Annotated in this window: 20 protein-coding genes and 4 pseudogenes; 11 read left to right on the forward strand and 13 right to left on the reverse strand. The window is 68.7% G+C overall.

All coding sequences use genetic code 11. The features are described from left to right. Window positions 1-82: 82 nt before the first annotated feature. Window positions 83-508, reverse strand: a complete 426-nt coding sequence (locus ACZ5Y0_RS34270) for a hypothetical protein (protein ID WP_469132568.1) — start codon at window positions 506-508, stop codon at window positions 83-85. An 844-nt stretch (window positions 509-1,352) separates the two neighbouring features. Between ACZ5Y0_RS34270 and ACZ5Y0_RS34275 the strand changes: the two genes are divergently transcribed. Beyond that, window positions 1,353-1,535: a hypothetical protein gene (locus tag ACZ5Y0_RS34275; protein ID WP_469132569.1), complete on the forward strand. Its 183-nt coding sequence runs from the start codon at window positions 1,353-1,355 to the stop codon at window positions 1,533-1,535. Between the two features lie 313 nt (window positions 1,536-1,848). Beyond that, window positions 1,849-2,121 (forward strand): hypothetical protein, encoded by a 273-nt coding sequence (locus tag ACZ5Y0_RS34280; RefSeq protein WP_469132570.1) that lies wholly within the window; start codon window positions 1,849-1,851, stop codon window positions 2,119-2,121. A gap of 2 nt (window positions 2,122-2,123) precedes the next feature. On the opposite strand, the gene ACZ5Y0_RS34285 is transcribed toward ACZ5Y0_RS34280, so the two are convergent. Further along, window positions 2,124-2,801 carry a hypothetical protein gene (locus ACZ5Y0_RS34285; RefSeq protein ID WP_469132571.1) on the reverse strand — a complete coding sequence of 226 codons (678 nt, stop codon included), beginning with the start codon at window positions 2,799-2,801 and terminating at the stop codon, window positions 2,124-2,126. Here ACZ5Y0_RS34285 and ACZ5Y0_RS34290 point away from each other — a divergent pair. Continuing rightward, window positions 2,802-3,571: pseudogene (locus tag ACZ5Y0_RS34290) on the forward strand (IS5 family transposase); the annotation flags it as partial. It lies immediately after the preceding gene. Between the two features lie 119 nt (window positions 3,572-3,690). Then, window positions 3,691-4,197: a DUF6624 domain-containing protein gene (locus tag ACZ5Y0_RS34295; protein ID WP_469132572.1), complete on the forward strand. Its 507-nt coding sequence runs from the start codon at window positions 3,691-3,693 to the stop codon at window positions 4,195-4,197. 199 nt (window positions 4,198-4,396) lie between these two features. On the opposite strand, the gene ACZ5Y0_RS34300 is transcribed toward ACZ5Y0_RS34295, so the two are convergent. Next, window positions 4,397-5,578 carry an IS701 family transposase gene (locus ACZ5Y0_RS34300; protein WP_469132573.1) on the reverse strand — a complete coding sequence of 394 codons (1,182 nt, stop codon included), beginning with the start codon at window positions 5,576-5,578 and terminating at the stop codon, window positions 4,397-4,399. Window positions 5,579-5,803: 225 nt separating this feature from the next. Continuing rightward, a complete protein-coding gene (locus ACZ5Y0_RS34305; RefSeq protein WP_469132574.1) occupies window positions 5,804-6,472 on the reverse strand; it encodes a hypothetical protein in 669 nt (222 codons plus the stop codon). 506 nt (window positions 6,473-6,978) lie between these two features. Here ACZ5Y0_RS34305 and ACZ5Y0_RS34310 point away from each other — a divergent pair. Then, window positions 6,979-7,853, forward strand: a pseudogene (locus ACZ5Y0_RS34310) (IS5 family transposase). Here the strand turns inward: ACZ5Y0_RS34310 and ACZ5Y0_RS34315 are convergent. Then, window positions 7,848-8,357: a hypothetical protein gene (locus ACZ5Y0_RS34315; RefSeq protein WP_469132575.1), complete on the reverse strand. Its 510-nt coding sequence runs from the start codon at window positions 8,355-8,357 to the stop codon at window positions 7,848-7,850. The pseudogene ACZ5Y0_RS34310 and the gene ACZ5Y0_RS34315 overlap by 6 nt on opposite strands. A gap of 599 nt (window positions 8,358-8,956) precedes the next feature. Here ACZ5Y0_RS34315 and ACZ5Y0_RS34320 point away from each other — a divergent pair. From ACZ5Y0_RS34320 to ACZ5Y0_RS34340, 5 genes are all read left to right on the forward strand, one after another. Further along, window positions 8,957-9,163 (forward strand): hypothetical protein, encoded by a 207-nt coding sequence (locus ACZ5Y0_RS34320; RefSeq protein WP_469132576.1) that lies wholly within the window; start codon window positions 8,957-8,959, stop codon window positions 9,161-9,163. A gap of 39 nt (window positions 9,164-9,202) precedes the next feature. Continuing rightward, window positions 9,203-9,748 (forward strand): GNAT family N-acetyltransferase, encoded by a 546-nt coding sequence (locus tag ACZ5Y0_RS34325; RefSeq protein WP_469132577.1) that lies wholly within the window; start codon window positions 9,203-9,205, stop codon window positions 9,746-9,748. Window positions 9,749-9,880: 132 nt separating this feature from the next. Further along, window positions 9,881-10,228, forward strand: coding sequence for a helix-turn-helix domain-containing protein (locus tag ACZ5Y0_RS34330; protein ID WP_469132578.1), 348 nt, complete (start codon window positions 9,881-9,883; stop codon window positions 10,226-10,228). Between the two features lie 16 nt (window positions 10,229-10,244). Next, a complete protein-coding gene (locus tag ACZ5Y0_RS34335) occupies window positions 10,245-10,751 on the forward strand; it encodes a hypothetical protein (protein ID WP_469132579.1) in 507 nt (168 codons plus the stop codon). Next, window positions 10,679-12,574: a hypothetical protein gene (locus ACZ5Y0_RS34340; protein WP_469132580.1), complete on the forward strand. Its 1,896-nt coding sequence runs from the start codon at window positions 10,679-10,681 to the stop codon at window positions 12,572-12,574. Before ACZ5Y0_RS34335 ends, ACZ5Y0_RS34340 begins: the two co-directional genes overlap by 73 nt. Before the next feature lie 410 nt (window positions 12,575-12,984). Here ACZ5Y0_RS34340 and ACZ5Y0_RS34345 read toward each other — a convergent pair whose 3' ends face one another. The 3 genes and pseudogenes from ACZ5Y0_RS34345 to ACZ5Y0_RS34355 form a co-directional block, all read right to left on the reverse strand. Then, window positions 12,985-13,455: a nitroreductase/quinone reductase family protein gene (locus tag ACZ5Y0_RS34345; RefSeq protein ID WP_469132581.1), complete on the reverse strand. Its 471-nt coding sequence runs from the start codon at window positions 13,453-13,455 to the stop codon at window positions 12,985-12,987. 116 nt (window positions 13,456-13,571) lie between these two features. Next, window positions 13,572-15,029 (reverse strand): annotated as a pseudogene (locus tag ACZ5Y0_RS34350) (GMC oxidoreductase); the annotation flags it as partial. 135 nt (window positions 15,030-15,164) lie between these two features. Then, window positions 15,165-15,443: pseudogene (locus ACZ5Y0_RS34355) on the reverse strand (ATP-binding cassette domain-containing protein); the annotation flags it as partial. Window positions 15,444-15,589: 146 nt separating this feature from the next. On the opposite strand from ACZ5Y0_RS34355, the gene ACZ5Y0_RS34360 reads away from it, so the two are divergent. After that, the gene (locus ACZ5Y0_RS34360) at window positions 15,590-16,972 is read left to right on the forward strand and encodes a cytochrome P450 (protein WP_469132582.1); all 1,383 of its coding nucleotides are present in this window, start codon (window positions 15,590-15,592) and stop codon (window positions 16,970-16,972) included. A 290-nt stretch (window positions 16,973-17,262) separates the two neighbouring features. Here the strand turns inward: ACZ5Y0_RS34360 and ACZ5Y0_RS34365 are convergent, their stop codons facing one another. From ACZ5Y0_RS34365 to ACZ5Y0_RS34385, 5 genes are all read right to left on the reverse strand, one after another. Further along, window positions 17,263-17,862, reverse strand: coding sequence for a hypothetical protein (locus tag ACZ5Y0_RS34365; protein WP_469132583.1), 600 nt, complete (start codon window positions 17,860-17,862; stop codon window positions 17,263-17,265). A gap of 228 nt (window positions 17,863-18,090) precedes the next feature. Next, window positions 18,091-19,893, reverse strand: a complete 1,803-nt coding sequence (uppS, locus tag ACZ5Y0_RS34370; RefSeq protein ID WP_469132584.1) for a polyprenyl diphosphate synthase — start codon at window positions 19,891-19,893, stop codon at window positions 18,091-18,093. Then, window positions 19,845-20,690: an ABC transporter permease gene (locus ACZ5Y0_RS34375; RefSeq protein WP_469132585.1), complete on the reverse strand. Its 846-nt coding sequence runs from the start codon at window positions 20,688-20,690 to the stop codon at window positions 19,845-19,847. The genes uppS and ACZ5Y0_RS34375 overlap by 49 nt, the downstream gene beginning before the upstream one ends. Beyond that, on the reverse strand, window positions 20,687-21,292 hold the full coding sequence (locus ACZ5Y0_RS34380; RefSeq protein WP_469132586.1) for an ATP-binding cassette domain-containing protein: 606 nt from the start codon (window positions 21,290-21,292) through the stop codon (window positions 20,687-20,689). Before ACZ5Y0_RS34380 ends, ACZ5Y0_RS34375 begins: the two co-directional genes overlap by 4 nt. Before the next feature lie 716 nt (window positions 21,293-22,008). Next, window positions 22,009-23,982: a hypothetical protein gene (locus tag ACZ5Y0_RS34385; protein WP_469132587.1), complete on the reverse strand. Its 1,974-nt coding sequence runs from the start codon at window positions 23,980-23,982 to the stop codon at window positions 22,009-22,011. Between the last annotated feature and the right edge of the window lie 644 nt (window positions 23,983-24,626).

The following is a 24,626-nucleotide window of genomic DNA, read 5'->3' on the forward strand; positions in this document are numbered from 1 at the left end:
GGGAACGACGCGATGACATCCACGAAGCCTTCCTCGGCCTCGCCGTCTGCCTGATCACCCACAGACACGTCCAGCGCCTTTGTTAGGACCTCTTAAACGGGGAGTGCTGCATCTCGTAGGCGACGTGGCGGGTGCCGAGGAGGAGGACGTCGGAGCGAGTGCGCCCGTCGGCGGCTCGGGCCTCGCGGCGAGCCGGGTAACCCTCCTCGGTACCGACGCGTTCGACGCGGTCGCAGTAGGCCTTGTGTTCGTCGCTCTCCAGCGCTTGGTAGGGGTGGTCGCCAGCTTCGCCGGGCTGGTGGGAGACGACACGCTTGCCGTGGGCGTTGTTGTACGTCTTCATCCAGTGAGTGATCTGGTCGTCGTCCCAGCACCAGGCGCACTTCACCAGTCTGCGGCGGGTGGAGTTGCGGTTGTCGAAGACAAGTTGGTCCCAGTCGGCACCCGTCATTTCGGCAGCGTCGGTCTTTCCCCGACCGTCGGTGAGGTAGATCAAATTGTTGTGCATGTCAGGATCTACTCCTCAGGCTCAGGGGGTGTGTTCGGGCATCTCCTCTGTGTGGCGCTTGCACCAGTTTGACAGTGGGCACTGACAATTGAGTGGCTGATCCAGCACGGACCTCGACACCGTGCACACTGGCGAGTGCTGGGCAGCCGGAGGCCCAACTCGGTGATGGCTCAGTGCGGCTGACGCCCCCTCCGGCACACCGAACTCAGCGCCCAGCGTGGACAAGCGGTTGGAAGCGCCGCAAGAGGCTGACGCCGGCCTGCACCGTTGAAGGACAGCGCTTCACACCGGCGGCTGCCTACAAGCCTTGAGGGCGGGAGGGGAAGGCCGACTCTCTTACTGGCACTCGACCCGCTAGAAGAACCTCGAGAGAGTGTGGCCCGGACCAGGAGTCCGGGCCTTCTTCGTGCCCCGACATCCTTCCTCTCCCCGACACCGCTGTCCGGGTCCCGGCTTCCGACCCTACGGGCTGAAGGAGCCGTGCCCGCCAGGACAAGACGCAAGCACCTGAGTCCTATCACTGTCCCGCTCGCTCAGCCGAACTCACCCCGGAGGCAGTACCCATGACCACCCGCCAGAGCACCCGGGGCAGCACTCGTGCCGATCGCCGCTACGCTGAACATGCCACCCTGGGCTCGGGCAGAAGCCCCGCAGGGACGCTCTCAGGCAGAGAGCAGCAGGACCGCCGACCGCGAGGCGCGCGCCACCCCCACGCGGACGACACCACGCAGGTGTCCGCCGTCTCTGTTCCTCCGCCGCGTAGGAGACTCCCGATGGCTCGGGACCCGCCCCGCACTCCCCCGTACCCGCCCGGCCCGAACCGCCCGGCCCGCCCAGCGCGGGGTTGTCGTCGGAGGCCCCGCTGCTGTCGGTGCACGCCGCCGTGGTGTTCCTGGCGGCCGTCATCATCGGCTTCGTCATGGGCGGCCTCATGTTCCTCCACGACAAGTCCGTGCCCGCGGCCGTCGCGACGGGCCTGGTGACCACTGGAGGCAGCGTTCCCGTGCTGCACAAGCTGATCGGCTGACCGGCGCCGGGGTCGGGATGCACCTGCTGCATCCCGACCCGACGTAGCCTGCCGCATCCAGGCAGCGCCTCTCATGTGCGATCTTCCACGGCCGCGCTAATCCGAAGCCAACAGATCGCAGCTATGTCTGACGCTGCCGCGGGATCCAGGGACCGCGTCCCGGGACTGCTGGCAGTTGCAGATTGTCCAGTGGGTCCAAAGCCCGGCCGGCCCGCCCCTCACAACGTCGTACCGCTTGGAGGTCTAACGCGTCGGGCAGTGTTATCAACGCGAGATGGCTCCACCTACTCCCACGGCTGGGATCCTCGCTGAAGTGCTTCCGCAGCCGCGGGGCCAGCGCGGCCTGGCTACGCCGCACACTTCCGACGTAGAGTACGGCCGCCTCGACAGTGCAGACGACATAAACGGCCGTGCGGATCTGGTTCCACTGGTTCCGGTTGAGGATTTCGATCATGGGCACAAGCCGTGGTCGCGTCCAGCCCCGGATGACCCCATTGGCACTCTGGCCATCACCAATTCCGGGAACCTCGATACTCATGAGGCGGTCGATGTGATCGGCAAGGGCTTGGTTGAAGCGCACCAGTGATCTCATTCGGTGCCCGTTCCGGGGAACCGGTTGCGGTTCATGACGCGGTGCAGCCTCTCCCAGTCCTCTAGCTTGCCGGTGATCGCCTTCAGCTTCGGAATGGAGGCATGCGGGTCGGCCCAACCGTGGTCATCGACGTACGGCAGGACCGCGCCCTCGTCCTTGCGCTGCGCCATCACCTCGATCTTTCCCTCGAGGGCAGTGACGCTGTCCCGAATACCGTCAGTGTCCTCAGCCACCTGCGCGGAGGCGGTCGGATCCTTGATCTCGACCCGCTGTTCCAGGGCCATAGCACGCAGCTTCTCGCTGGTCAACTGCTCGTCCTTCGAGGCCGCCGACGGCAGCGCCTGAGCGGTCTGGTCTTTGTCTAGCAGTCGTACAGGCTGTCCTTGGCGACCGTCGAGGACAGCCTGTACAAGCTGCTCAAGGCCGCGGGGGGTGGACGCCAGCTTGCGCATGAGCTCGGCGGGTTCATGGGCCTCACCCTTGCCTGCGCCGTGAGCGCTACGCGCGAGCAGCGGCGCTTTGTTACCTGTGCCGCATGTGAGGTAGAACGCGGCGCGGACAGCAACCTGGTTGATGGCTGGCCCGACAGTAGGCTTCTCGCCCTTGCTGCGTTCCTCGTCCGCGTTCTTCAGTTCGGCGCGGGCATCTTCGTGGATCTCTTCGATGGACCGCATATTCTGTACCGGAACCGGACTGGGGTGCCGTGGCGGGATCTGCCTGCGCGGTTCGGCAAGTGGAAGACCGTGTATGAGAGGCACAGGCGCTGGTCGGCGGATGGCACGTGGGACAAGGTCTACGCGGCCGTCCTGGTCGACGCGGATGCCCAGGGCCGCATCGACTGGTCCATGGTGAGCGTGGACTCCACCACTTGCCGGGCCCACCAGCACGCCGCCGGAGCAGGCAAGAAACCACCGCGAGTGCCGGGAAAAGACGCACGCCCCGGCAGCACCGCCTCGATGAGGGGCTCGGACGCTCCCGGGGCGGCCTCACCTGCAAGATTCACCTGGCCGGAGAAGGCGGGCGCCGCCCCCTGGCCCTGCTGATCACCCCGAGCCAGTGGGGCGACGCCCCGCAGCTCATCCCCGTCATGGAACGAATCCGTGTCGGCCGGCCCGGCGGCGGGCGCCCCCGCACCCGGCCGGACCACCTCGGCGGCGACAAGGCCTATTCCTCCCTGCGTAACCGCCGCTACCTGCGAAGACGGCAGATCAAGCACACCATCCCCGAGCCGAAGAACCAGCGGGCCAACTGGCAACGCCGCGGCAGCAAGGGCGGACGGCCCGCCGGCTTCGACAAAACGATCTACAAGCGCAGAAACGAAGTCGAGCGCACGATCAACGCCCTCAAGAACTTCCGGGCCGTTGCCACGAGGTTCGACAAGCGTGTCTACGTCTTCCAGGGCACCGTGAACGTCGCAGCGATCCGGCTCTGGCTCCGGGGGTAGATCCATTATCCCGGTGCGCGAGGCGCCTGTCACCGTTCTCCGGAATGATCTTTACATCCGATTTGCACCTCTAGGCTTGCGGGCGGATACAAAGCACGGATCTGACCTGGGAGTTGAGAGTGGCGCACGACGTTGCCGCGCTGGCGGTGGAACTCACGGAGATGGCTGCGGCCGATCACGAGTCCGCAGTCCGCGCGAACAGCGATGACCCCGCCGAGCAGCTGGCGTGGCGGCGGCTGACCGCTCGGCACGGTGACCGGCTCAACGAGATCATGGAGGAGTACGGCTGGCCGACGGCGGAACTGGTCGGGGAGGAGGCCGCACGCGCGGCATGGCTCATCGCTCAGCATGCCGACCGGCAGCTCGACGTTCAGCGTCGCGCCCTCCATCTGATGCAGCAGGCGGTGTCGGCAGGCTCGGCCAGCCCGCGCGAGCTGGCCTTTCTGCGCGACCGCACGCTGGTCAATGAGGGACGCAAGCAGGTCTACGGCACTCAGATCGCCGGCGTGAAGGACGGGGCGCCGGTTCCGTGGCCCTGTGAAGAGCCCGAGCGCATGGACGTACTCCGTGCGGCAATCGGCATCGAGCCCTTCGACGAGTACGTCGCCAAGTTCTCCATGGCCTGACGCCCCCTTGCTGGTCGCGTCCGGTGGATCACTGCCCGGGCTCATCTGTCGCGGACTTGATCCGCCGGACAGGCCCTAGTAGTGCTTCGTTAGGTTCTGGGTCTGGTTCTTGTGCGCGGCAGGGGGCGGCCGCAGGTGGTGCAGGAACCGGCCCAGCACCTCAGCAGGTCCTGAAGGATATCGGGGACCTGGTAGAGGGTCAGGCCGGTGAACGGACTTTTGGGTCGAGCCGCCGGAGGGTGAGGAATGCCTGAGCGGTGGTGACGAGGGTGACGTGGTGGTGCCAGCCGCGCCATGTGCGGCCCTCGAAGTGGTCCAGGCCCAGGCCGTGCTTGAGCTCGCGGTAGTCGTGTTCGATACGCCAGCGCATCTTCGCCCACCGCACCAGGTCGGCGATCGAGGTGGTGGCGGGCAGGTTCGATATCCAGAAGCCGGTCGGAACGTCCTGGCCGGCGGGCCATTCCACCAGCAGCGTCCGGGTGGGCAGGACACCGTCCCATCGGTTGCGGCCGCCGCCTGCTTCCTGGGCGGCGGCCAGAGACTGCTTGCCCGCCGGCCGCACCGTCAGCACAGCGAACCGTGAGGTCATCCTGCCCTTGCTGCCCTGCCGCCAGGTCACCTCGGTAAACTGCTCCGCGCCGGTCTCGGCCGCGTGGAGAGAGATTGCTCGTGGCGGAGTGCGGTAACGCGGCAGGGTCGGCGGCCCGAGACCACCGTAGTCGGGCCGGTGCGGCTCGACCCCCTGTTCATGGGCGACTTCCTTGCCGGTCAGTGCCAGTACATAGGAAAGATCCCGCTCCTCAAGGGCAACCCGGAACGGGGTGCTGACGCCGTAGCCGGCGTCAGCGACCACGATTGGGGCCTTCAGCCGCCATTCGGTGAGCGTGTCGAGCAGACCGAGCGCGAGGCGCCATTTCTCCTGGTGGCCGACGCCGTCCGGGACTCCGGCCTTCCTGCATCGGTCCGGCTCGTCCGTCCACTCCCGAGGCAGATACAACTGCCAGTCCAGTGGGCAGGATGCAGTGTCCGTGGCCGCGTGGACGCTGACCGCGACCTGGCAGTTCGCCCGTTTCCCGACTGCTCCGCAGTACTGGCGGGCCACCCCGACCGACGCCTGGCCGCACTTGGGGAACGACACGTCGTCGATCACCCACTCCTCAGGGGCGATCACCTCGGACAGCCGCTGGGACTGCTGCAGGGCCTGCATGTTCCCGTCCGGCAGCCGATCTGCCATCGGCTGGATCGACTTGCGCCGACCGTCCAGCATCAGCCCCCGCAGATAACACTCACCCCACCGCCGCTGATCCCGCCGCGGCAACGACCCAAACACATCGGCAACGAACTCCGATAACTCACCCCGGAGCCGTTCCACTTCCCCCACCTCATGCCAGGAAGATGCCCACCACCAGGCGAGATCACCCGAGGTAACGAAGCACTACCGTTTCCTCCGGATCTTGACTGATGCCCAGTGGGGCGCGGATCGACCCGCTACTGCCGGACAGGACGCCGAAGCGGGGTGGGTGGTGGCGTGATCACCGTGAGGTGGTCGACGCGATCGCGTTCGGCCCGGTCCCGGTCAGGTCTTGCTCGGCGGCGCCGGATGCGTTCAACCGAAGCGGTTGATTTTAGGGAACTTGTCGGTGGTGATGACGTAGTACTTGCGGACCAGCGGGCCGAAGCCATCCTCCTCATCGCCGAGCATCAGCGACTTGACCGCCCCCAGACTCTCGTCTGCGGTGAAGTCCTCCGGCTTCCTCTCAGGGTCCCCCGCAACCCATGCCTCCCACACCTCCCGGGACTCCGTCGTGGCGCTGACGTCCGGGTCGAAGCCCAGGTAGTAGACGTTGCCGTCGGCGTCCTTCCCGACGGCCAGGAAGACGATCGCGTGGAATCCGGTGGTGAACGTGCTCTTGGCCCCGCCCACATGCTCGGCCGGACCGTTGACGTACACGGCGCGCCCGGCCTTCAGGGCCGTGTCGATGCCAGCCCACGTGACCGAGGGATTGAGCATCGACCCGAGGTCGGCGGGGGTGAAAAGTCCGCCCTTGCCAGGGCTCAGCAAAGCGCCGACCTTCTTGGCGCGCGGCATGCAGTCGCGGTCCATCATTTTCCCGAACGCGGAGTCGCACGGCACTTGGAGCCAGCACGTGAGCCGCTCAAAACCGGTACTGCCCTCCGTTGAGTCCACCGCCGTCGCGATCCGGTCCTTGATGTCCTTGAGCGCCGGCGTGGGATTGTCGCCAGCCTGAACGTACGCCTGTGTGATACCGGGCACGAAGCATCCCCCGAGTCTGGGCTCTATCGGAGTCCCACTATGACGGTCGGAGCGTACCGACGAAGGAGCGGAGCGTGAAGGCACCGGACAGCACCGCGGCGCCGCGTCGGTGTCGTCCCGGCCGCTGCTGTGCACAGTGACTCTCCGGCCGCCCAAGAGCGAAGGGCGGTGCACGACGATCGGCGCGCTGGTCACGCCTCCAGCATCCTCGGCACCGCCTGCAGCGACCACGACCTGGTCGTGTTCCTCGAGGACGACGGCGTAGCCGAACCCGAGGCGTCTTGGACGACCCGCAGTGGGTGGAGTGGCGCGGCGGCCCCGCCCACGAGTTCAGCGCCGCCTGACGTCCGAGCGGCGGCAGCAGCCGGGCAGGGTGGTCCTGCCCGGCGCGATGCCTAATCCCAGGGCCCGCAGGTCACAGCGTGTTTGGTGGATCCCTGCGATGGGGGTCAGGTCACTAGGCCGTGTATCGAAAGTGGATCTTGGGCTGTGAATGATCACGGTTCATGGGGCGGGGAGATCTCACGGACGAGCAGTGGGCGGTGCTGGAGCCGTTGTTGCCGAACGGTGCCAGGGCGGGGCGGCCGCCGGTCTGGCCTCGGCGGCGGTTGATCGACGGCATACGGTTCCGGGTCCGGACCGGTGTTCCGTGGCGGGACGTGCCCGCCGAGTACGGGCCGTGGGGACGGATCTACGACCTGTTCCGCAGGTGGCAGCGGGACGGCACCTGGCACCGGATCCTCACCCGTCTTCAGTCCCTGGCCGACGCGGAAGGTGCTATCACGTGGGACCTGAGCGTCGACTCCACGGTGTGCCGTGCTCATCAGCATGCGGCTGGGGCCCGGAAAGAGGGCGACCTTCACAGAAGGAACCGCCGGGCGGCCTGTTTACCGAGCCCGGTGATCACGGGCTGGGACGCTCGCGCGGCGGGTTCACCACCAAGCTTCACCTGGCAGTTGAGCAGGGCCAGAAGCCCATGTCGATCGTGGTGACCGCCGGGCAGCGCGGGGACTCGCCGCAGTTCGAACCCGTGCTGGAGAAGGTCCGAGTGCCCCGCATCGGGCCGGGCCGGCCACGCGTCCGCCCAATTGCGTGCGGGCTGACAAGGCGTACGCCTCCCGCAAGAACCGCGCCTACCTGCGCCGCCGCGGTATCCGCTGCACCATCCCGAACAAGGCCGACCAGGTCCGCAACCGCCAGAAGCTCGGCTCCCGCGGCGGCCGGCCGCCGCTTCAACCCGGTCGACTACCGCGAACGCCATGCGGTCGAGTGCGGGATAAACCGTCTCAAGAGGAACCGCGCTGTCGCCACGCGCTACGACAAGCTCGCCATCCGCTACGAGGCGACTGTGCTGGTCGCAGCGATCAACGAATGGCTATGACCCTGTCTCACGCGTCATCACGTGAGTGTTCCCGATGTCGGGATCGCCGTAGAAGAAGAACAGCTTCAACTCGTCGTGCTGATCGCGGTCCACATAGAAGGACCACGCGTATGCCGATGGGGGTTCAGGAGGCGAGGTGCCAGTGGCCGTCGCGGGGGAACGGCTCTCCACTCGGGTCCGGGCTGTCAGCGCGAGTCGGACGACCTGTCCGCCGCCGCCGTCCGTCAGTTGCCAAGTTCCCGTACCGGAGAGGCGCCAGCCGTCCTCGAAGTCGAAGTCCTGCCCGTCGAGCTTTTCGAAGAGAGCCGTTCGGTCTTTGCGAAGCACTACACGGATCCCCTCGACGCTTTCCCAGCCTCCGGCGACTTCGGTCGTCGTGGCGTCGTGGATCCCTGTTCCCTCGTAGTACTGATAGGGGCCGGCGCACGCAGTCAGAGCAGCCAAAACCACCATCAAGCCACCGACAGCCGCCCCCCACGCACGCAGCCTGCTTCCGCCCGCCACCAGGACCTCCCGCCCTCAGTCCGTCTCGGCCAACTGATAGGAGCGGGCCGTGGAGGGATACCTTGTCAGACTTGTTGAACGTGTTCAAATATGCGACTGAAGGGATGTCGCGTACCACCCCCGGCTCGTGCATCCAGGGCCGCCCGCAGCCACCGATGAGCACCGCGAACAGCGTTTTCGATACACGGCCTAGTGCCACTACCGAAGGCCGTATTCCCGAGAGAGCACGGGCGACACTGCGGCAGCGCGAGGGCCCGTTGATCGGCGCTTCGTGACCTCTTCGGGTGGTACTTCGGTCGCACTCCGACCCACACAGTGACGTCGACAAGGGACCGCACTGACCGTGCCTAACGTGCCTGCACAGCTTTCATAGCTGCTACCAGCAGCGGAGCTTGACAGGTGCAGATAATCCCTTCGGCCTCCCGGCGGCTCGGGCTGTACTCCCGGTTGCCCGGAGAGCAGCGGCAGCTGTGCGGCGTCGCCGTATTCGGCGTCCCGGCCGGAGTTCGGGTTCTCACCAGCACGCTGCCCGATCTGGAACCTCATCGTGCTGGCTCTTCCCTGGCGGCCAGCCCGGTCGGCCGATCAGTGCCTGGGCCATGGGCGAACGACTCCGCAAACTCGGCATCCGGCTCGCGGAAGCCCGCTCAATCGCGCTGTTCCAGCTCGCCACCGAGCTGCCCGCCGCCGTCCTCGCCCGCACCCTCGGCATCGACATCACCGTCGCCGTCAAATGGCAGCGAGCCGCCGCCGGAGACTGGGCCGCCTACGCAGCCGAGGTCAGCCGCCGGAACTCGAAAACCTGACCCATACCGATGTCAGACCGCGCTGACATGCTACTTTTCATGACACACGCAAGTAAGCCCGACCTCGTCCAGATCACCGACGCCCGCGAGATCACTCCCGACCTTCGACGCCAGCTGATCGACTGCTGGATCGCGGTCACCAACTCGGGCGGCGCCGCCGGATTCCCCTTCCCGCCGGTCCAAGACGACGACGTCGCAGCCGTCACGGACAAGCTCCTCGACCGTCTCCATCCGCAGCACAGCCGACTCATCACCGCCAGATTCGGTGACGGTCTTGCCGGGTGGGTCGTCCTCAACCGTGATCCCTACCGGCTCGTCGAGCACTGGGGCACGGTTCACCACCTTCAGACCCACCCCGATTTCCGCAGCCGTGGTGTCGGATCCGCTCTCATGCGTGAGCTGCGGAAGATCGCCCGTGACGAACTGGGACTCGAACAGCTCCATCTCGCGGCCCGAGGAGAAGAAGGGCTGGAGAGCTTCTACAGCCGGCTCGGATGGCGTGAGGTCGGTCGCTGGCCCGGAGCCCTTCGCCTTGCGCCCGACGACACCCGGGACGAGGTCCTGATGCTCCTCGATCCCCTCTGATCACGGGGTATTCCGAGAGTTCCAATGCCCGAGCACACCATTAGCGACTGCGCATGCTGACCCGGAGGTCGCGAATCTGGCGGCCAGCTCCCGGGCCGCTCAGCGACTGGTGATGGACAAGGGGAACCTTCGGTGAAGTGGAATCTGCGGATGGTGGCCGCCCAGCGGGACCTGTGGCGGCCGACCGAGGTGCTCGCCGCCTTTCAGCAGGTCGGGTTCAACCCGTCGCTGAGCAAGGTGGCCGCACTATGGAGCGGTACGCCGGTCACGGTGCGCCTCGAAGACCTGGACAAGATGTGTGCGGCGCTGAACTGCACGGTCGCCGACCTGCTCCAGGCGGAGCCGCTCGCGACGGGCCAGGCCGAGCAGGAGTCCGGCCAGCGCGCGGTCGGCGCCGAGGAGGGGCTAGGTGCGGGTCCGGTGCGGCCCGTGCCGCGCGGCCGTCGTGGCGCCGGTCCGCGCTCGCTTCCGCCGAGCTGAGGGACGGCCGGTGGCGGTGAACCGTGGGAAGGGCCTGGCCCGGAGCTGCCCGGTGTGCCTGGTGGTGCACTGGTACCGGGTGTGCGGCGTGTGCCGGCCCTGGGTGAGGAAGTACCCCGAGCTCGGGGTGTGCCCGCGGTGTCGGCACGAGGCGCACCTCAACACGGACGGGCTGTGCAAGCCGTGCCTCTCGGCGATCCGGGCCGAGGACGACGCCGAGTGGGCCCTGGGCCTGGAGGAGGCGCGGCCGCGGCCGGTGCAGCTCACGGTCGGCGGCACGTACGGCGACCGGTCGGTGTCGTCCCGACCGCTGCGCCGGCCCACCAAGAACGGCTTGAGCGTGGGGGTCGAGTGGTGGACCAAGCTCCGCAAGCAGCGGGCCGATCCCGTCGGGCCGCCGGTACTTGAGGCGCAGGTCCGGGGTCAGATCCCGCTCTTCACGGTGCCCGGGTGCTGGGCGACGCCACGGTCAGCGCGATCGTCGGCCGGCCGGTCGACGGGTGGGAGCAGGCCCGGCAGGTGATCGAGGCGATCGAGGCCGAGCACGGGATGACCGCGGGCTGGCGCCGTAAGGTCGCCGAGATGGTCCGCCTCGCCTTGGCCGTCCGCGAGGCCGAGGGCGCGGAGCGGCTGCCCGAGGCGATGCTGCGAGACCTTCCGGGCAACGGCGACGCGGTCCGCCTGGTCCTGCTGCGGGCCGGGCTCCTGGACGAGGCGCCCGAGCCCATGCGGTTCTCCAGGACGGACCAGCCCTCCCGCACCCCCTACATCTCCTCGCCGGCGCCGCTGCCGCCCCGGGCGCCGCGGCAATGCAGGGACTGCTACGCCTGGATTCCCGCCGCCGGCCGGGCAGGGTTCGTCTGCGACCCGTGCCGGCACTGGCGGGAGCGGACTGGGCGGGGCCGGTGCTGCCGTTGTGGCCGCGACGGGCTGGCCCTGCGCGACGACCGCTGTCGCAGCTGCCACCCCTACCGCCTCCTCGACGAAGCCCGCCCTGCCTCCCGGCGGTTCACACAACTGGTGATCTCCCTGCCCACCGGCAAGGGAGGCCCGTTCGAGGCAATTCCGGTCGGCGACAGGGAGGTGCCGGATTACGACGAGCGGCGGCCTGCTCTGCACACGAGCCGCGGGCAGGAGCCGCTGTTCACCATCCGGCGGGACTGGGCCCCGGTGCTGGCCCGGCTGCGGAGCGCGCCTGCGGGCGAGCCACCGCTCACCGCGAACGCTCGCCACCTGGTGGAGGAGTTCACCCGCGATCGACCTGCACAGCGGCCGGACTACAAGAAGAACACCCGCACGCTCACGATCCTGCTGTACTGGCTCGGCGCCGACGCGGCCGTCTTCGAGCGCGACGTGTACGACCTCGCCCGGATCGACGTGAACCTCGCGGCCAAGCCCGTCTGCCAGTTCCTGCGCATCTGCGGTCTGCTGGTGAGGGACCCCGACCTGCACCGGGACGCTGATCAGATGTGGATCGAGGCGACGCTCGCCGCGCTGCCGGAACCGGTCGCTGGCGAAGTGCGCACCTGGGTGAAGGTTTTGCGTGAGCAGGGCCCCCGCGAGGGCGAGCCGCGCGGGTACGAGGGCATCCGCCGCTACCTCAGCCGCCTCCAGCCCACCCTTACCGCCTGGACCGCGACGGCCCGTGTGACCTCGCTGAGGGAGATCACCAAGGAGCAGGTGGAGGACACCGTGGCCGGAGTGTCCGGTTACGCCCGCCGAGGGCTGGCCACGGCACTGCGCAGCCTCTTCCGCGCGCTGAAGCGTGAACGCGTGATCTTCCGCAACCCCGCCCGGGACCTCCCGGTCGGCGACATCAGGGGCATCCCGAAGTCCATCCCCTCAGACCTCCTGATGGGCCTCCTTGACCAGGCGACAACACCGCTCGGCCGTCTCATCGTGGCCCTCGCCGCCGTCCACGCGCTGCCAGGCAAGGAGATCCGGACCTTGCACGCCACGGGCCTGGATCTCTCCCGCGGCACCCTCGAAGTGCGGCGCGGTCTGCTGCGACATGCCCTCTACCTGGAGGAGCTCACCCACCAACTCGCCGCCGACTGGACGACCTACCGCCATCACCGCTGGCCGACCTCGTCCAACCCCCACCTGCTGGTCAGCCAGAAGACCGCGGTCGACCCCGACCACCCCGCCGTCAGCATCGGCACCCTGAGGGGAGCCCTTCCCCGCGGCCTGACTCTGAGCGGTCTGAGACAGGACCGCAGCCTCAACGAAGCAGCCGAGAGTGCCGACCCGCTCCGGCTGATGCGCCTGTTCGGTATCACCGAGCAGACCGCCATGCGGTATGTCACCGCCGCCCACCCTGAGCGCACCGCGAAGTTGCCCCGGTAGCGCCAACCGCGCGCTGGGCGGAGCGTGCGCCGTACGGCTGTCTGCCGCCGGGCACGGGGTGGTGTTCAGGTGTCGGCCGAGTGCCAGTGTGCGTCAGGGCTGGTGCGGGCGTGCTCCGACAAGAAGCGGCGACGGACCTGACCAGTGACAGCGGCCGGCACGGTGCCGGACCGGCCGGGGCCCAACCATGGCCGACCGATCCGGCGCCGGCCGACGACCCCGACGCCGATCGTAGAAGGCTCGATCCACCCGGGCTTCCGCGGCAACGCTGGCCTGCGTGCGATTGGCGTGGGCACGGAGCTCCCGTAGCCGCAGCCCGAACGCTGGATGGCGGACCACAAGGTCGGGCTTGGAAGAGGAGGCGGGAGACGCATTCGGCATGGTCACACCATCGTGGACGAGAGGGTCCGCTAACGCCGGGGTGTGAGGTGGAAGACGCGGATGTCGCGGGTGGTGCGGGCGGTGTAGGTGTCGTAGACGGGCAGGGCGGCGAGGATGCGGTGACGGTGGGTTGCCTTTTCCTCGGGGCTCAGCAGCCGGGCGGTCACGTCGTGGGAGTGCTGGCCGGTGGTGATCCTGGCGGTGGGGGTGTGGAGGAGGTTGGTGCTCCAGGCGGGGTGGCGGGGTTTGCCGAAGTTGCTGGCGATGACGAGCCAGCTGCCGTCGGGGCTGTGGTGGGCGCACAGGGGGGTGGTGCGGGTTGTGCCGGTGCGGTGGCCGGTGGTGTGGAGGATGACGGTGGTGATGAACAGGCGGCTGGGGAGCAGGCGGCCGCGGGTGAGGCGGTGGACGGCGAGGTCGCAGGCCGGCAGGAGGTGGGGGGCGATGCGGGTGAAGAGGCGGGTGCGGCCGAGACGGACGATGAGCGGGTGGTTTGGCAAGGGAGGGTCGGTGCTTTCAGCGGGGGCAGGGGGCGGTAGGGGTCGTCCTGGTGCGGTCGGAGGTCGCGGGTGCCGGCCGGGGGCCAGGCGGCGAGGGCTCGTTCGGCCATGGCGGTGATGGTCAGCGACGGGTTGTGCCCCAGGTTTCCCGGGATCGCGGAGGCGTCGGTGACGTGCAGGGTCGGGTAGCCGTGCACGCGGTGGTAGGGGTCGACAACGCTGCGCGCGGGATCTGTGCCGAGGGGACAGCCACCCATCAGATGTGCGGTGATCGGCACCCGGAGCAGCGTCGTCCACAGGCGGCGGGCGCGGCCACCGATAGCCGCCGCATATGTCTGCGTGACGGTTTCCGCGGCGGGGCTGCGGACGGGTTCCGGGCGGGCGGTGCCGGGGCGGAAGATGAGCCGTCTGCCGAAGGGCCTGGGCCGGTAGTGGCTGGTAAGGGCGGAGTTCCCCAGTTCCATGGTGAACAGCAGTGCGGTGCGTCGGCCGAAGCTGCGCAACGGCAGGGGGAAGGGCCGGATGGCTGCGGCGAGGGGGTGTGTGCCGGGGCCGACGCGGCACAGCTGGAGGAGGGTGGTGGGGGTGGGGCGGATGGCGGAGGTGATGGCGGGGCCGGGGCCGGTGTCGAGGCCGGGTGCGGTGGCGGCGGTGATCACTTCGCGGTTGGTGCAGGTTCTGGTGCCCAGGGCGGGGGAGAGTAGGGGCAGGTGGGGCCGGGAGCGGTGGAGGAGTTCGGTGGTGCCGAAGGCGCCGGCGGCCAGTACCACCTGGCCGGCTGTCAGGACCTCGCGTCTGCGGCGCGGGATTCCGTGGTCGAGCACGGTGCGCCGGGTGTGGACGTGCCAGGTGCCGTCCGGCTGCGGGTGCAGGGAGACGGCGGTGGTCAGCGAGCGGATCCTGGCGCCTGCGCGTTCGGCGAGGTGGAGATAGTTCTTGGTCAGGGTGTTCTTCGCACCGGTGGGGCAGCCGCTGGTGCACTGCCCGCACTGGGTGCAGCCCTTCCTGGCGGGCCCCTGTCCGGCGAAGTACGGGTCGCCGGCCGACTGACCGGGCGGTCCGAAGTGGATGCCGACCCGGGTGGGGTGGAAAGTCGCTTCGACGCCGAGCTCGACGGCGGTCTGTCGCAGCAGCAGGTCCCCCGCCGACGTCCCGGGGGCGGTCGTTGTTCCGAGCATGCGCTCGGCCTCGTCGTAGTGCGGGGCCAGTTCGGCGGCCCAGTCAACCGCCGGATCCCAGCCCTCCGCACCGAATGTCTGAGGGGCGGGGCGGTAGTGGACCGCAGCGTAGGCCAGTGATCCTCCGCCGACTCCCACCCCGGTCAGCGCCAGGAGCCGGCGCCGCAGATGAACCCGCATGATGCCGCGCAGCCCCAACCGGGGAGCCCACAGCAGACGCCGAATTTGCCAGGGTGAGGTGGCGAAGTCCTCATCGGCGAAGCGGCATCCGGCCTCGATGACAGTGACGCCGTAGCCCTTCTCGGCCAGGCGCAGCGCTGCGACGCTGCCGCCGAAACCCGAGCCGACCACCAGGACGTCCAGTGCGGCAACTGCGGTGGTCGAGGGCTTGGGCATGCTGAAGCCCTATCCGGTAGGGGAATCGTGACGGCTGTACCCCTCTGCCGGCCGCTCGTCGCAAAGGATGCTGCGCGGGCCGGTGCCGGGCCGGGATCCGGCGGCAAGGAGAGCTAGGCCGGGGCCGCCCACGCTGCCGTCATGCTGGCGATACATGCGGTCCAGGCGGGAGGCATCGTAGGCGAGGTGGGACACGTCCAGCGCTGAACAGCCGCGGTCCCGCAGGTTCTGGGCCAGGCAGAAGCGCAGATAGGTCTCCCAGTCGAAGTCGGTGCTTTTACCCGCGCCGTTCTCGCCGACGATGCCCGCCAACTGTCCCGGGGGCAGGTCGAAGTTCACTCCTTGGAGTACCTTCCGGCGACGGTAGCTCTTGTGCACGTCCCGTACGCGCAGGGCCGGATCGCTCCCGCTCATCGCTGTCCTTGCAGGCCCGCGTAGGCGCAATGCCGCAGTACAGCGGGCGGCGGCGGCAACGGGGCAGAACAAGGAAGGGTCATCACGCGGGGAACACTAGGCGTAACTTTCTGTGACAGTCCATTTGGCGTCAACGACGAGGACCCATGACCAGCCCAGTCACCACCCACCCCGTTCCCACAGCTCCGGGCGCGCTGCCGCTGATCGGCCACGGACACCACATGCTATTCAGACCGCTGGCCTTCACCGCCTCGCTCTACCAACACGGCCCCGTCGTACGCATGCTGAGCCCCGGGCCCGATACCTACATGGTCACCTCGCCCGAACTGATCCACCGCATCCTGGTGACCGAAACGCGCGACTACGCCAAGGGCCGCATGACGCAAGGGATCGGGTCACAGTTCGGTCTCAGCGTGGGGATGGACATGCGGTTCGAGGGACTGACGCTCTTCGAGTCCCACCGCCGCCACCGCCGCACCGTCCAGTCCGGATTCCACCGGCACCGCATCGCAGCTCAGATCCCCACCGTCCGCGAAGCAACCGAAGAGCAGACCGCACGCTGGCAGCCCGAGCAGACCCTGCGGGTGGACCGGGAGCTGGGACGGCTGGCCTGCACGGTCAACGCCCGCACCCTCTGCGGCGAGGGACCGACCGCCCAGGCGGTGGCCGACGCCCTGGCCGACCTCCTCCCACAGATCACCCGCGGGCTGTACTGGCGCCTGGCCCTGCCCCGCGTGGCCACCCTCCCCCATGTGCCGGGCACCGGGGCCTTCAACAGGGCAAGAGCCCGCCTGCAGAAGGCGATCACCGCTGCGATCGAGGACCGCCGCGCCTCCGGTGACCAGGACACCCCCGACGTCCTGTCCCAGCTCCTGGGCGCCCGCTACGCCGACACCGACGAGCCCCTGGAGGACGTCCAGGTCGTCCGCGAGGTCACCTTCTATCTCTTCGCCGCAGTCCACGGCATCAGTGACGCCCTGCCCCACGCCTTCCACGAACTAGCCCTCAACCCGGATGTCGAGCAGCGCCTCCATGACGAGCTCGACACCGTCCTTGACGGGCGCCCCGTCCAACCCCATGACCTGCCCCGCCTGGACTACGCGCGGCGTGTCCTGCAGGAAGTGCTGCGCCTGTACCCGCCGGTGTGGATCCTCGCGCGCCGCACCCTCGTCCCCGTCCAGCTCGGCGACGCCCACCTCCCGGCCGGTGCCGAAATCGCCTTAAGCGCCTACCAACTGCAGCGCAACCCCCAGGTGTACGCCGACCCGGAGGTCTTCGACCCCGACCGCTGGCTGCCCGAGCGCGCCAGAACCCTCGCCCCCTCTTCCTACCTCGCTCTGGGAACGGGGCCGCGCAGATGCATCGGCGACAACCTCGCCATGACCCACATGCTGACCGTCCTGGCCACCATCGGCGCCCAATGGCGCCTGCGCCCCCGGTCCGGTCGACGAATCCGCCGACCGACGCCCCGCATCTTCCTCTGCCCCGGCCCCCTGCCGATGACCCTGGAACAGCGCAGCCGGCCATGACGCGACGCGACGCAACGACCAGGTCACCTTCCTCTGCCCGCACGACCGTGGCCGCGCTCACGGCAGAGCTCCTGGCCCTCAGCGAACCGCAGCCACCGGAAGGCGAGGGCCGGTGAGCGGTGCCGCCGACGGTCCGCACCCGCTCACCCCGGTGGGGATGAGCGGGTGCGAGCGCCGACCGGCTGCGGCTGATGCGCGTGTTCGGCATCACCGAGCAGACCGCCATGCGTTGCGCAGGTGTTTTCCGCGCCGGCGGGCAGCCCTTCGCCAGGTCTCGCTTCCCTGTGCGTTTACCAGCCTGCCTTGGCGGTGTTGTAGGACGTGCGGCAGGCGGGGTCGGAGGCCGTGGTGGAGAGCTTGGTCATGACGTCCTTCCAGACCTTCTTGGCCAGGGTCTGCTGTGCCGCGTACGCGGCGGGGAACTCCGGGGCGTGCTTCTTGACCGTCGCGAGGGTGGATACGGCCCACTTGTTGCAGGCCGGAGCGGCGGCGTTGCGGTAGCGGTTGTCGAGTTCGGCGGTCACAGCGGGGCCGTTGGTGACGGCCCACTTGTTCCAGGCCGCGCACGCGGGCTCGGTGAGCAGGGCCTGCTCTTCCTCGCTCAGGTTGCCCAGGGCGGCCAGAGTAGCGTTCCACGGCTCGTCGGGAATGGCGTAGTGGGTGGTGGGGAACTTCTCTCCGGTTTTGAAGATCGCCTCCTGGCAGGCGGGCGGCAGCGGGGCCGCCTGCAGGCGCGTGTCCTTGGCCAGGAACTGAGAGGTGTCCAGAACATGGCCGGACTGGGCGCCCGCCGGCGTGGAGGTCATGGCGAGGGAGCATGCGCCCAGGATGGCCGCGGAGAGGACCGTCGCGGCAACGGCGGGGCGCTTGAGGATACGGGTGGGGTTCATAGCGGTCAGCAGGCTCCTTTGTGGGAGGGACAGGGCGAGCGCCGGCCCAATACAGACCACTGCTCTGTCGGAGAACGGCCGCCGCTCTTCACAGGACACGGAAGATCACCCGGAAGAGGAAGGCCCGGTCACTGCGGGTGCCTCCGGGGGAGCTCCGGGGTACTGCCGCTGGTGACGTTCTCCGCGGCAGTGCTGATCAGCACCCATGTGGGCCAGGGAGGCGTGCTTCTAGGGGTGGCTTGCAACGTGGGCGTCGTGGTTGTGTTCCGCGGGCTGCGGCGCAGGGACCGCGCCGTAGCGGCGGGCGCGGTGGGTGTACTGGGTCATGGCCTGCCACAGGTCGCGGCGGTCGACGTCCGGCCAGAGTTTGTCCGAGAAGAGGATCTCGGCGTAGGCGGTGTGCCAGGGCAGGAAGTTGGAGATGCGGTGCTCGCCGCCGGTACGCCACAGCAGGTCGACGTCAGGCAGGTCACCCAGGAGCAGGTGGGAGCGCAGCAGATGTTCCGAGACCCTGGTTGCGTCGAGGTGGCCGGCGCGTGCGTCGCTGACCAGGGAGTCGGCGCCTTGGGTGAGTTCGTTGCGGCCGCCGTAGTTGAGGCAGACCGTCAGGCTGAGACCGGTGCGGTCCTTGGTGGCCTGCTCAGTGCTGCGCATCAGGTCGACGAACTCGCCCGGCAGGCCGTCAGGAGCCCCGGCCCAACGAACCCGCACGTCGTAGCGGAGGAACTCCTTGGACAGCAGCTGATCCCGTGCGACCGTCAGCACGTAGTCGACTTCCTCCCGTGGGCGCTTCTCCAGGTTCTCGGTGGACAGCAGGTACACGGTCAGGTGAGGCAGCCCGATCTCCAGCGCGCCGTGCACGACATCGACCAGCGTGTCCCCGCCGGTCTTGTGTCCGTCGCTGCGCGTGAGGCCGCGTGCGGTGGCCCAGCGGCCGTTGCCGTCCATGATGATCGCGACATGCCGGGGCATCCGCTCGGCACGGAGCTGCGGGGGGCGGGCCCCGCTCTCGTGGGGTCGAGGTGGGAGCAGGGGCTCGGAGGATGCCGTTCGGGGCGACGGGAGCGTCACGGGAGCGGGCGGGGCAGTGGTGGGGAAGGTGGGAAGAGGGAAGAGGCGCCAGGCCGCGGCCGCCAGGAGACGGGCCTGGCCTGCGGTGCGCCAACGTGTAACCCGGGAGGGGCGCACCACGGGGCGGTGCAGCAGCGCGGGTCCGGCCTTTTCGGCGGCGCGCAGGCGGGTGAGGTAGAGGCTGCAGCCCGTACGCAGCATGACGGCAGGGCCGGGGGGCAGGCTGCCCCAGATCTGGGGCTGGTCCAGCCAACTTCGGGCCTGGCGGAGGTGACTGCTGATCAGCGCCTGCACCTGCGGGGTCCAGCGACGTGCCAAGAGATCTTCCTCCGTTACGCCAAAACGCTGCAGTTCCTCTGCGGGAAACCTGATGTCGCCCTGGCCGAGGTCCTCGGCGAGGTCGGTCAGTGAATCGGTGAGGAACAAGCCGTCAGACAGGCGCTGATAAGCATCCAGGCGGGTGAGGTGGAGAGGGACGTCCAGGCCGGCCTGCCGCACCATCGTCAGGCACTGCTCGAGGAAGGGCACGTAGCTATTCCGGCTCCTGGTCCGCCACTCCTGCCACGGCACCGCGAGCGAGGCGGGCCGCAAGGCATCCAAGTGGTAGGCCGCGAAAGTGGCGTCCAGTTTGCGCACATCAAGGTTCCAGTGGCGGGCGGCATGGACCAGCGCCCGGCGGGCCGGGTCCTTGCTGGTGCCGCGCAGCAGATCGATCGCCAGGGCGTCCTGCCACGCCCGCAGGCGCTCGGAACCGCTGCCTTCGCTGGTGTCCACCAAGTCATCGGTGATGCTGATGGCGGCCAGCACAGCCCAGCACGCCGGGCGCAGCATCGAGGGCATCAACAGCGAGGCCAGGAAGTCATCGGCCCTGGTCGAGCGCACATAGTCGCGGCAGACCCGGTAGGCGGCCTTCAGTTCCGGATCGTCGATTCCGGCCCGCGCGCAGTCGGCAGCGAACACGGTGCTCCTTGGGTAGGGGGCGGGGGCTGGCCGGTCACCGCGGACCGGGTGCGCCAGCGAAAGACGAGCAGACTCAAGGCAGCGGCACCGGCGAACCACGCCACCTGAACGCCCAGGCAGCTGAGGACCACGGAGTCGGAGAAGCCGGCGGCCGAGGCGGACTGCATGGCACCGTAGGAGGGCAGCAGGCGCACCATGGCGCTGCCGGCCCCCTTGCTGGCGATGGGGTTCTGCAGGGCGAGATCGATGACGCTGATCATCACGACGAGGAAGACGCCCTCCAGCTCCCGGCGCACCACCGTGCCCAGGACTACGCCGACAGCCCCATAGGTCATCGCGGCACTGAACAGCGAAAGGGCCAGCACACCGGGCTGACGGGGCGACCAGTACACGCACATGACGGCCGTGGCGTAGCCGCTGACCACAGCCGAGGCCAGAACCAAAGAGGCGACCTTCGCCAGCAAGAGCTGGGGGCGGGGGTAGCCAGCCATGGCCAGCCGCCGGTCGAAGATGCCCGAGCTGAAGGTGGCCGAGAACATCGCGAAGCCGACGATCAGCGTCACCGCGTTCAGCGCGCCGCTGATCTGCGTGAGTTCGTTGCCGCGCGCGACGAGGTTCTGACCGGTGGCCCAGAGCCTGAACGACACCCGCACATCCACGATCATGAACTGCCCCAGCGAGATCCATACGGGCACGAACAGAATCACCAGCGCCATCGCGAACTGATTGCGCACCTGCTCAATCACCGCGAACCGGGTGGCAAGCACGAACCGCGCCAGCGAGGGGGAGGGGCTCACGACGCCACCAGCGCCCCGGCGCGCAGCACGCCTTCCTCCAGGCGCCACAGGACGTCCAACCGATCGACGTCATAGGCGAGATGCGAGACCACCAGCACGGACTGGCCCGCGGCACGCAACTGAACGGCCAACTCCCAAAAGCGCAGATAAGTCTCCCAATCGAAACCCTGGTAGGGCTCGTCCAGCAGCAGCACATCCGGATCGTGCATCAGCGCCAGGGCCAGATTGAGCTTCTGCCGGGTCCCGCCGCTGAGCACCCCCACCCGCTCCTGCGCGAACTCGCGAAAGCGCAGCACCTCCATGATCTCCTCGGCCCGACGCAGGTCGGGCAGCGAGTAAGCGGCCTTGAACAGCTCAAGATGCTGGAGGACGGTGAACGCGTCGTTGAGGACCACCTGCTGCGGGCAGTACCCGAACCGTCCCTCGTGCCGCACCACCCCACGGTCGGGCCGCAGCTCACCGGCGAGAATCTTCAGCAGCGTGGACTTCCCCGCACCGTTCTCCCCCACGATGCCGACCAGCGCGCCCCGCGGCAGCTCGACATCCACCCCACGCAACACCGCCCGGCAGCCATAGGCGTGATGGATACCCGCCACCTTCATCAACGCCCCCTGTGATCAAACCCGGTCTCCCACCAAGAACGCCGCAGACAGCCAATGGTCACGCCGGACGGCAGATACGCGGTCGGAACAAGCGGCGCGAACCCACGCGTCACCGCACTCAAGTAGCAGAACGTCGTGCCGGTTCTGCCACTCCTAGGTTCGGGAATCGACGAACCCGCGCGCTTACGACCGGGCGGCCCAGAAGGTCCGCAGGCAGGAGCAGGGCCATCGGTACGTCGAGGAGAAGCTGATCTCCCTCGGAGCTCCGGTGCCGCCGGCTGGGTGCGATCCGGGCCTGTGGCTGAACGAAGCCCTGGAGGCAGTCGGCGTACGCCTTCTGAGGCACCGCGGAGCCCACCGCTATGTTTTCAGGCTCGGCAGAAATCGCCGCGAGCGCGAGCGCATCCGTCTCGGCCGGCCCGAGGTCCGGCCCACCCCCAGGTTCCCCGACCCCGAGGAACCCACACCAAGCGCCTCTTGAGGCTCATCCGATGCTGCGGGCTCACGCTCCCCTTTCCCGAAGCGGGCGCCGGCGCTCCCGTGTTCGGCCTCAACTCCGGACCGGCCGGGCGAGGCGGCCGGCCGGGGGTCGCAGGGTCCCCCGCGTACACCGAGAGCCGTTACCCTGCGGCCCGCACGGCGTGTTCCTCACACGGCGCCACCACGCCCGTTGCCTTCGCTCGTCCAATGCGCCCTGCGAGCCGGACGTATTGGTGCTAGGTGTGGCGGAGCTCCTTCGCGTCGAGGACAAGGAGCTCCAGCCCGGCGTCCGCGCAGAGCTCGCCGGCCTGCTCGCGGATCGCCTCGGGGACGGTGTCGACCGCGGCGAGGAGGTGGATGTCGGTTCCCAGGCGGGTGCTCAGCGCGATGTCGTGGGTGAGTTGGTCGGTCGTGAACTGGGACGCCGACGTCTTGACCTCGCCCGACAACACGCGCCCGCCGTAGAGGCCGAAGACATCGGCCTCGCCGCGCGACTGGTCGGCGAAGCACAGGTCCACGCCGGGGAGGAAGTAGGAGTTCGGCTCCTTCTTCGTCAGCGCGGCGATCACGAGCAGGTGAGGAAGAAGACCCTGGTCGCTGGCGCGGTCGACGAAGCTGTCGAGCCGGTAGAAGACGGAAAGGCCGTCCGCGGTGGTCTCGTAGCGGGATGATGCGGAGCAGCCCGGACACACCGGTCGGCGCTGCGTCTGCTCGAAGGGGTGGAAGGTGCGGACCCCGCACTGGGCGCAGTTGGTCTCCACCCCGCGTTCGATCCAGCCGAGTTCGCACAGGCGTTCAGCCGCTTCGGAGGCCCGCTGCGGCGGCAGGTCCAGTTTCGTGATGGGGCGGTAGCGGCGCTCGGCGCGGCCGCCCCACGTTGAGGCCAGCTCCACCAGGTGCGCGGCGTCGTCCGTCCCTTCGGCCTTGAGCTTCCGCAGTTCCCTGAGGAGTTCCTTGGACCGGGGCGTCGTGAGGGCGATCACGGCTTCGTGCACGCCCGGTTCGAGGAGAGCGGCGATGTCAGCCTGAGCCTGCAACGCGACCCCGAGCTTGCCCTTGTCCGACAGCGCGTGGCGGGCGCTCGCCTCCTCGAGCACGGCCTCGGTCGCCTGGGCGAGGGTGGGCACGGTGAGCCCGAAGGTGTACTCGTTCTGCGCGCGAGTGTGCAGTTGGATGCTGTCACCTCGCCATTGCGCGTTCGGCTCGACGAGCGAGGCGACGCAGTCGCGCCGGGCCAGGCCGTCGAGCGGGTTGCCCCACAGCCGGACCAGCGTCCAGCTGCCCTGGGTGTGGAAGTGGACGGGTGAGGTGAACCGGAGTGTGCTTGTGTCCCTGGTGAACACGTGCACGTCGAACGAGGTCGGCAAGCCGTACTCGCGGTCTCGCAGGAGCCACGGGCGCGGATCGAGGCCAGTCCGGTAGGTGAAGGGTGGCTGCCGCAGTTCCGGGGTGGGGAACTGTTCGCTGATCTTCACCTCGGCGTCTGTGCGCTGGAGTTCCAGGATCTCGGCGATCTCGTGCAGGTGCTCCTGGGGGACGTTCTTGCTGAGCAGCATCACGTCGGGGGCGAACTCCGCGGGTCGGGCGAGCATGCCGGCGAGCTGTTGGGCGAGGCCGATCCAGTGCTGAACCTCTCCGGTCGGCAGGAGCAGCATGGGCATCTGGGGGTGGCTGACCGGCCGTAGCGCGCGGGCGTTCCAGAAGGCGACGCAGTCCTCGATGTCGTCGGGATCGGTGACCCATACCGCCGCGGGCAGTGCCCCGATGGCGTTGCTGCGGTGCTCGCCAAACTGCGCGATCGTGCTCTGCAGATGGGTGGCTCCGTACATCTGGTTCCGGCCGTACTCGTCAGGCTGGCCAGGGCGGACGGCGAGTGTGGTGGGCCGCAGTTCTTCGGCCTGGTCCTCGTTGAGAAGGCCGGCAGCGGCGACTTGCCACAGCGGGGCGCCGCGCACGGCGACGACCGGCAGGGTGGACGGCTGCACGGGAAGGTTGACGTGCAGCGGGTGGCAGGTGAACCTCGCGGAGCCGGCCTGGTCGATCTTGGCGATCGGGACGCAGGGCAGGCCGAGGGCGTCAGCCGTGCGCTGGGCGAGGGCGTCGTCGACGTCCACGTTGACTACGGCTTCGACCTTCGCCGCGGCTACGGTCTCGCGCAGTTCGTCGGGGACCTCGCCGTTGTCCGGCACGGCGAGGATGGGTTCGGTCATCCCGCCCCACCGGGTGCTCGCTTCCTGTACGGCCCGGCGGAAGCCGGTGTGGCTGCCCGTACGGATGAGATAGGCGGCACGCGCCGGCAGTACGGCGGCGTCATCATCGACTGGCCGAGATAGTCCCTGCGATCCATGCGGACGATCCTCGCAGTGCCGGGCAGACGCCGCCGCCTCTTCGTCCCGCTGGAACCCCGTGCTCAGCGGCGCTCTGCACGGCGCTCGTTCCGGCGCTCAAGCCGTACGCATCCGACCACACCACTTACTCGTCTCTTAAAACTTGCATCACCCCACGCGGTTACGTATAGTCTTAAGAGTCAATTGGGTTGTCCCCGCTTCGCATGCCCCGTTCCCCGCCTACGGCGGTTGCTCCACGGCGCTGATCGTCCGGGTCTTCCCAGCGGCCCACCGCCCCGTACCCCTCCTGCACATTCGATCTCTGGAGCATCGACAGCATGACCCCCGATCACCCCGCACACCACCCAACTGGCGCTCTTCGGCCCGGCCCGTCCACGGCCGGGCCGGGCCAGCGACGAGGAGACGGCTCCGGTCGCCAAGGCCGGGCACGGCTTCCCTGATGGGGCGCTGGAACCCGGCGAGACCCTGTCGCCTACCGGGTTCGCGGGGGGCGAGGGATGGCACCT

This window comes from Streptomyces sp. NPDC033216, assembly GCF_055577115.1.

Bases quoted from the DNA above. Each gene is read 5' to 3' on its own strand.
- ACZ5Y0_RS34270 (WP_469132568.1), bottom strand. From the start codon at position 508: ATGCACAACAATTTGATCTACCTCACCGACGGTCGGGGAAAGACCGAC.
- ACZ5Y0_RS34285 (WP_469132571.1), bottom strand. From the start codon at position 2,801: ATGCGGTCCATCGAAGAGATCCACGAAGATGCCCGCGCCGAACTGAAG.
- ACZ5Y0_RS34320 (WP_469132576.1), top strand. From the start codon at position 8,957: ATGGGCGAACGACTCCGCAAACTCGGCATCCGGCTCGCGGAAGCCCGC.
- ACZ5Y0_RS34325 (WP_469132577.1), top strand. From the start codon at position 9,203: ATGACACACGCAAGTAAGCCCGACCTCGTCCAGATCACCGACGCCCGC.
- ACZ5Y0_RS34360 (WP_469132582.1), top strand. From the start codon at position 15,590: ATGACCAGCCCAGTCACCACCCACCCCGTTCCCACAGCTCCGGGCGCG.
- ACZ5Y0_RS34365 (WP_469132583.1), bottom strand. From the start codon at position 17,862: ATGAACCCCACCCGTATCCTCAAGCGCCCCGCCGTTGCCGCGACGGTC.
- ACZ5Y0_RS34380 (WP_469132586.1), bottom strand. From the start codon at position 21,292: ATGAAGGTGGCGGGTATCCATCACGCCTATGGCTGCCGGGCGGTGTTG.
- ACZ5Y0_RS34385 (WP_469132587.1), bottom strand. From the start codon at position 23,982: ATGACCGAACCCATCCTCGCCGTGCCGGACAACGGCGAGGTCCCCGAC.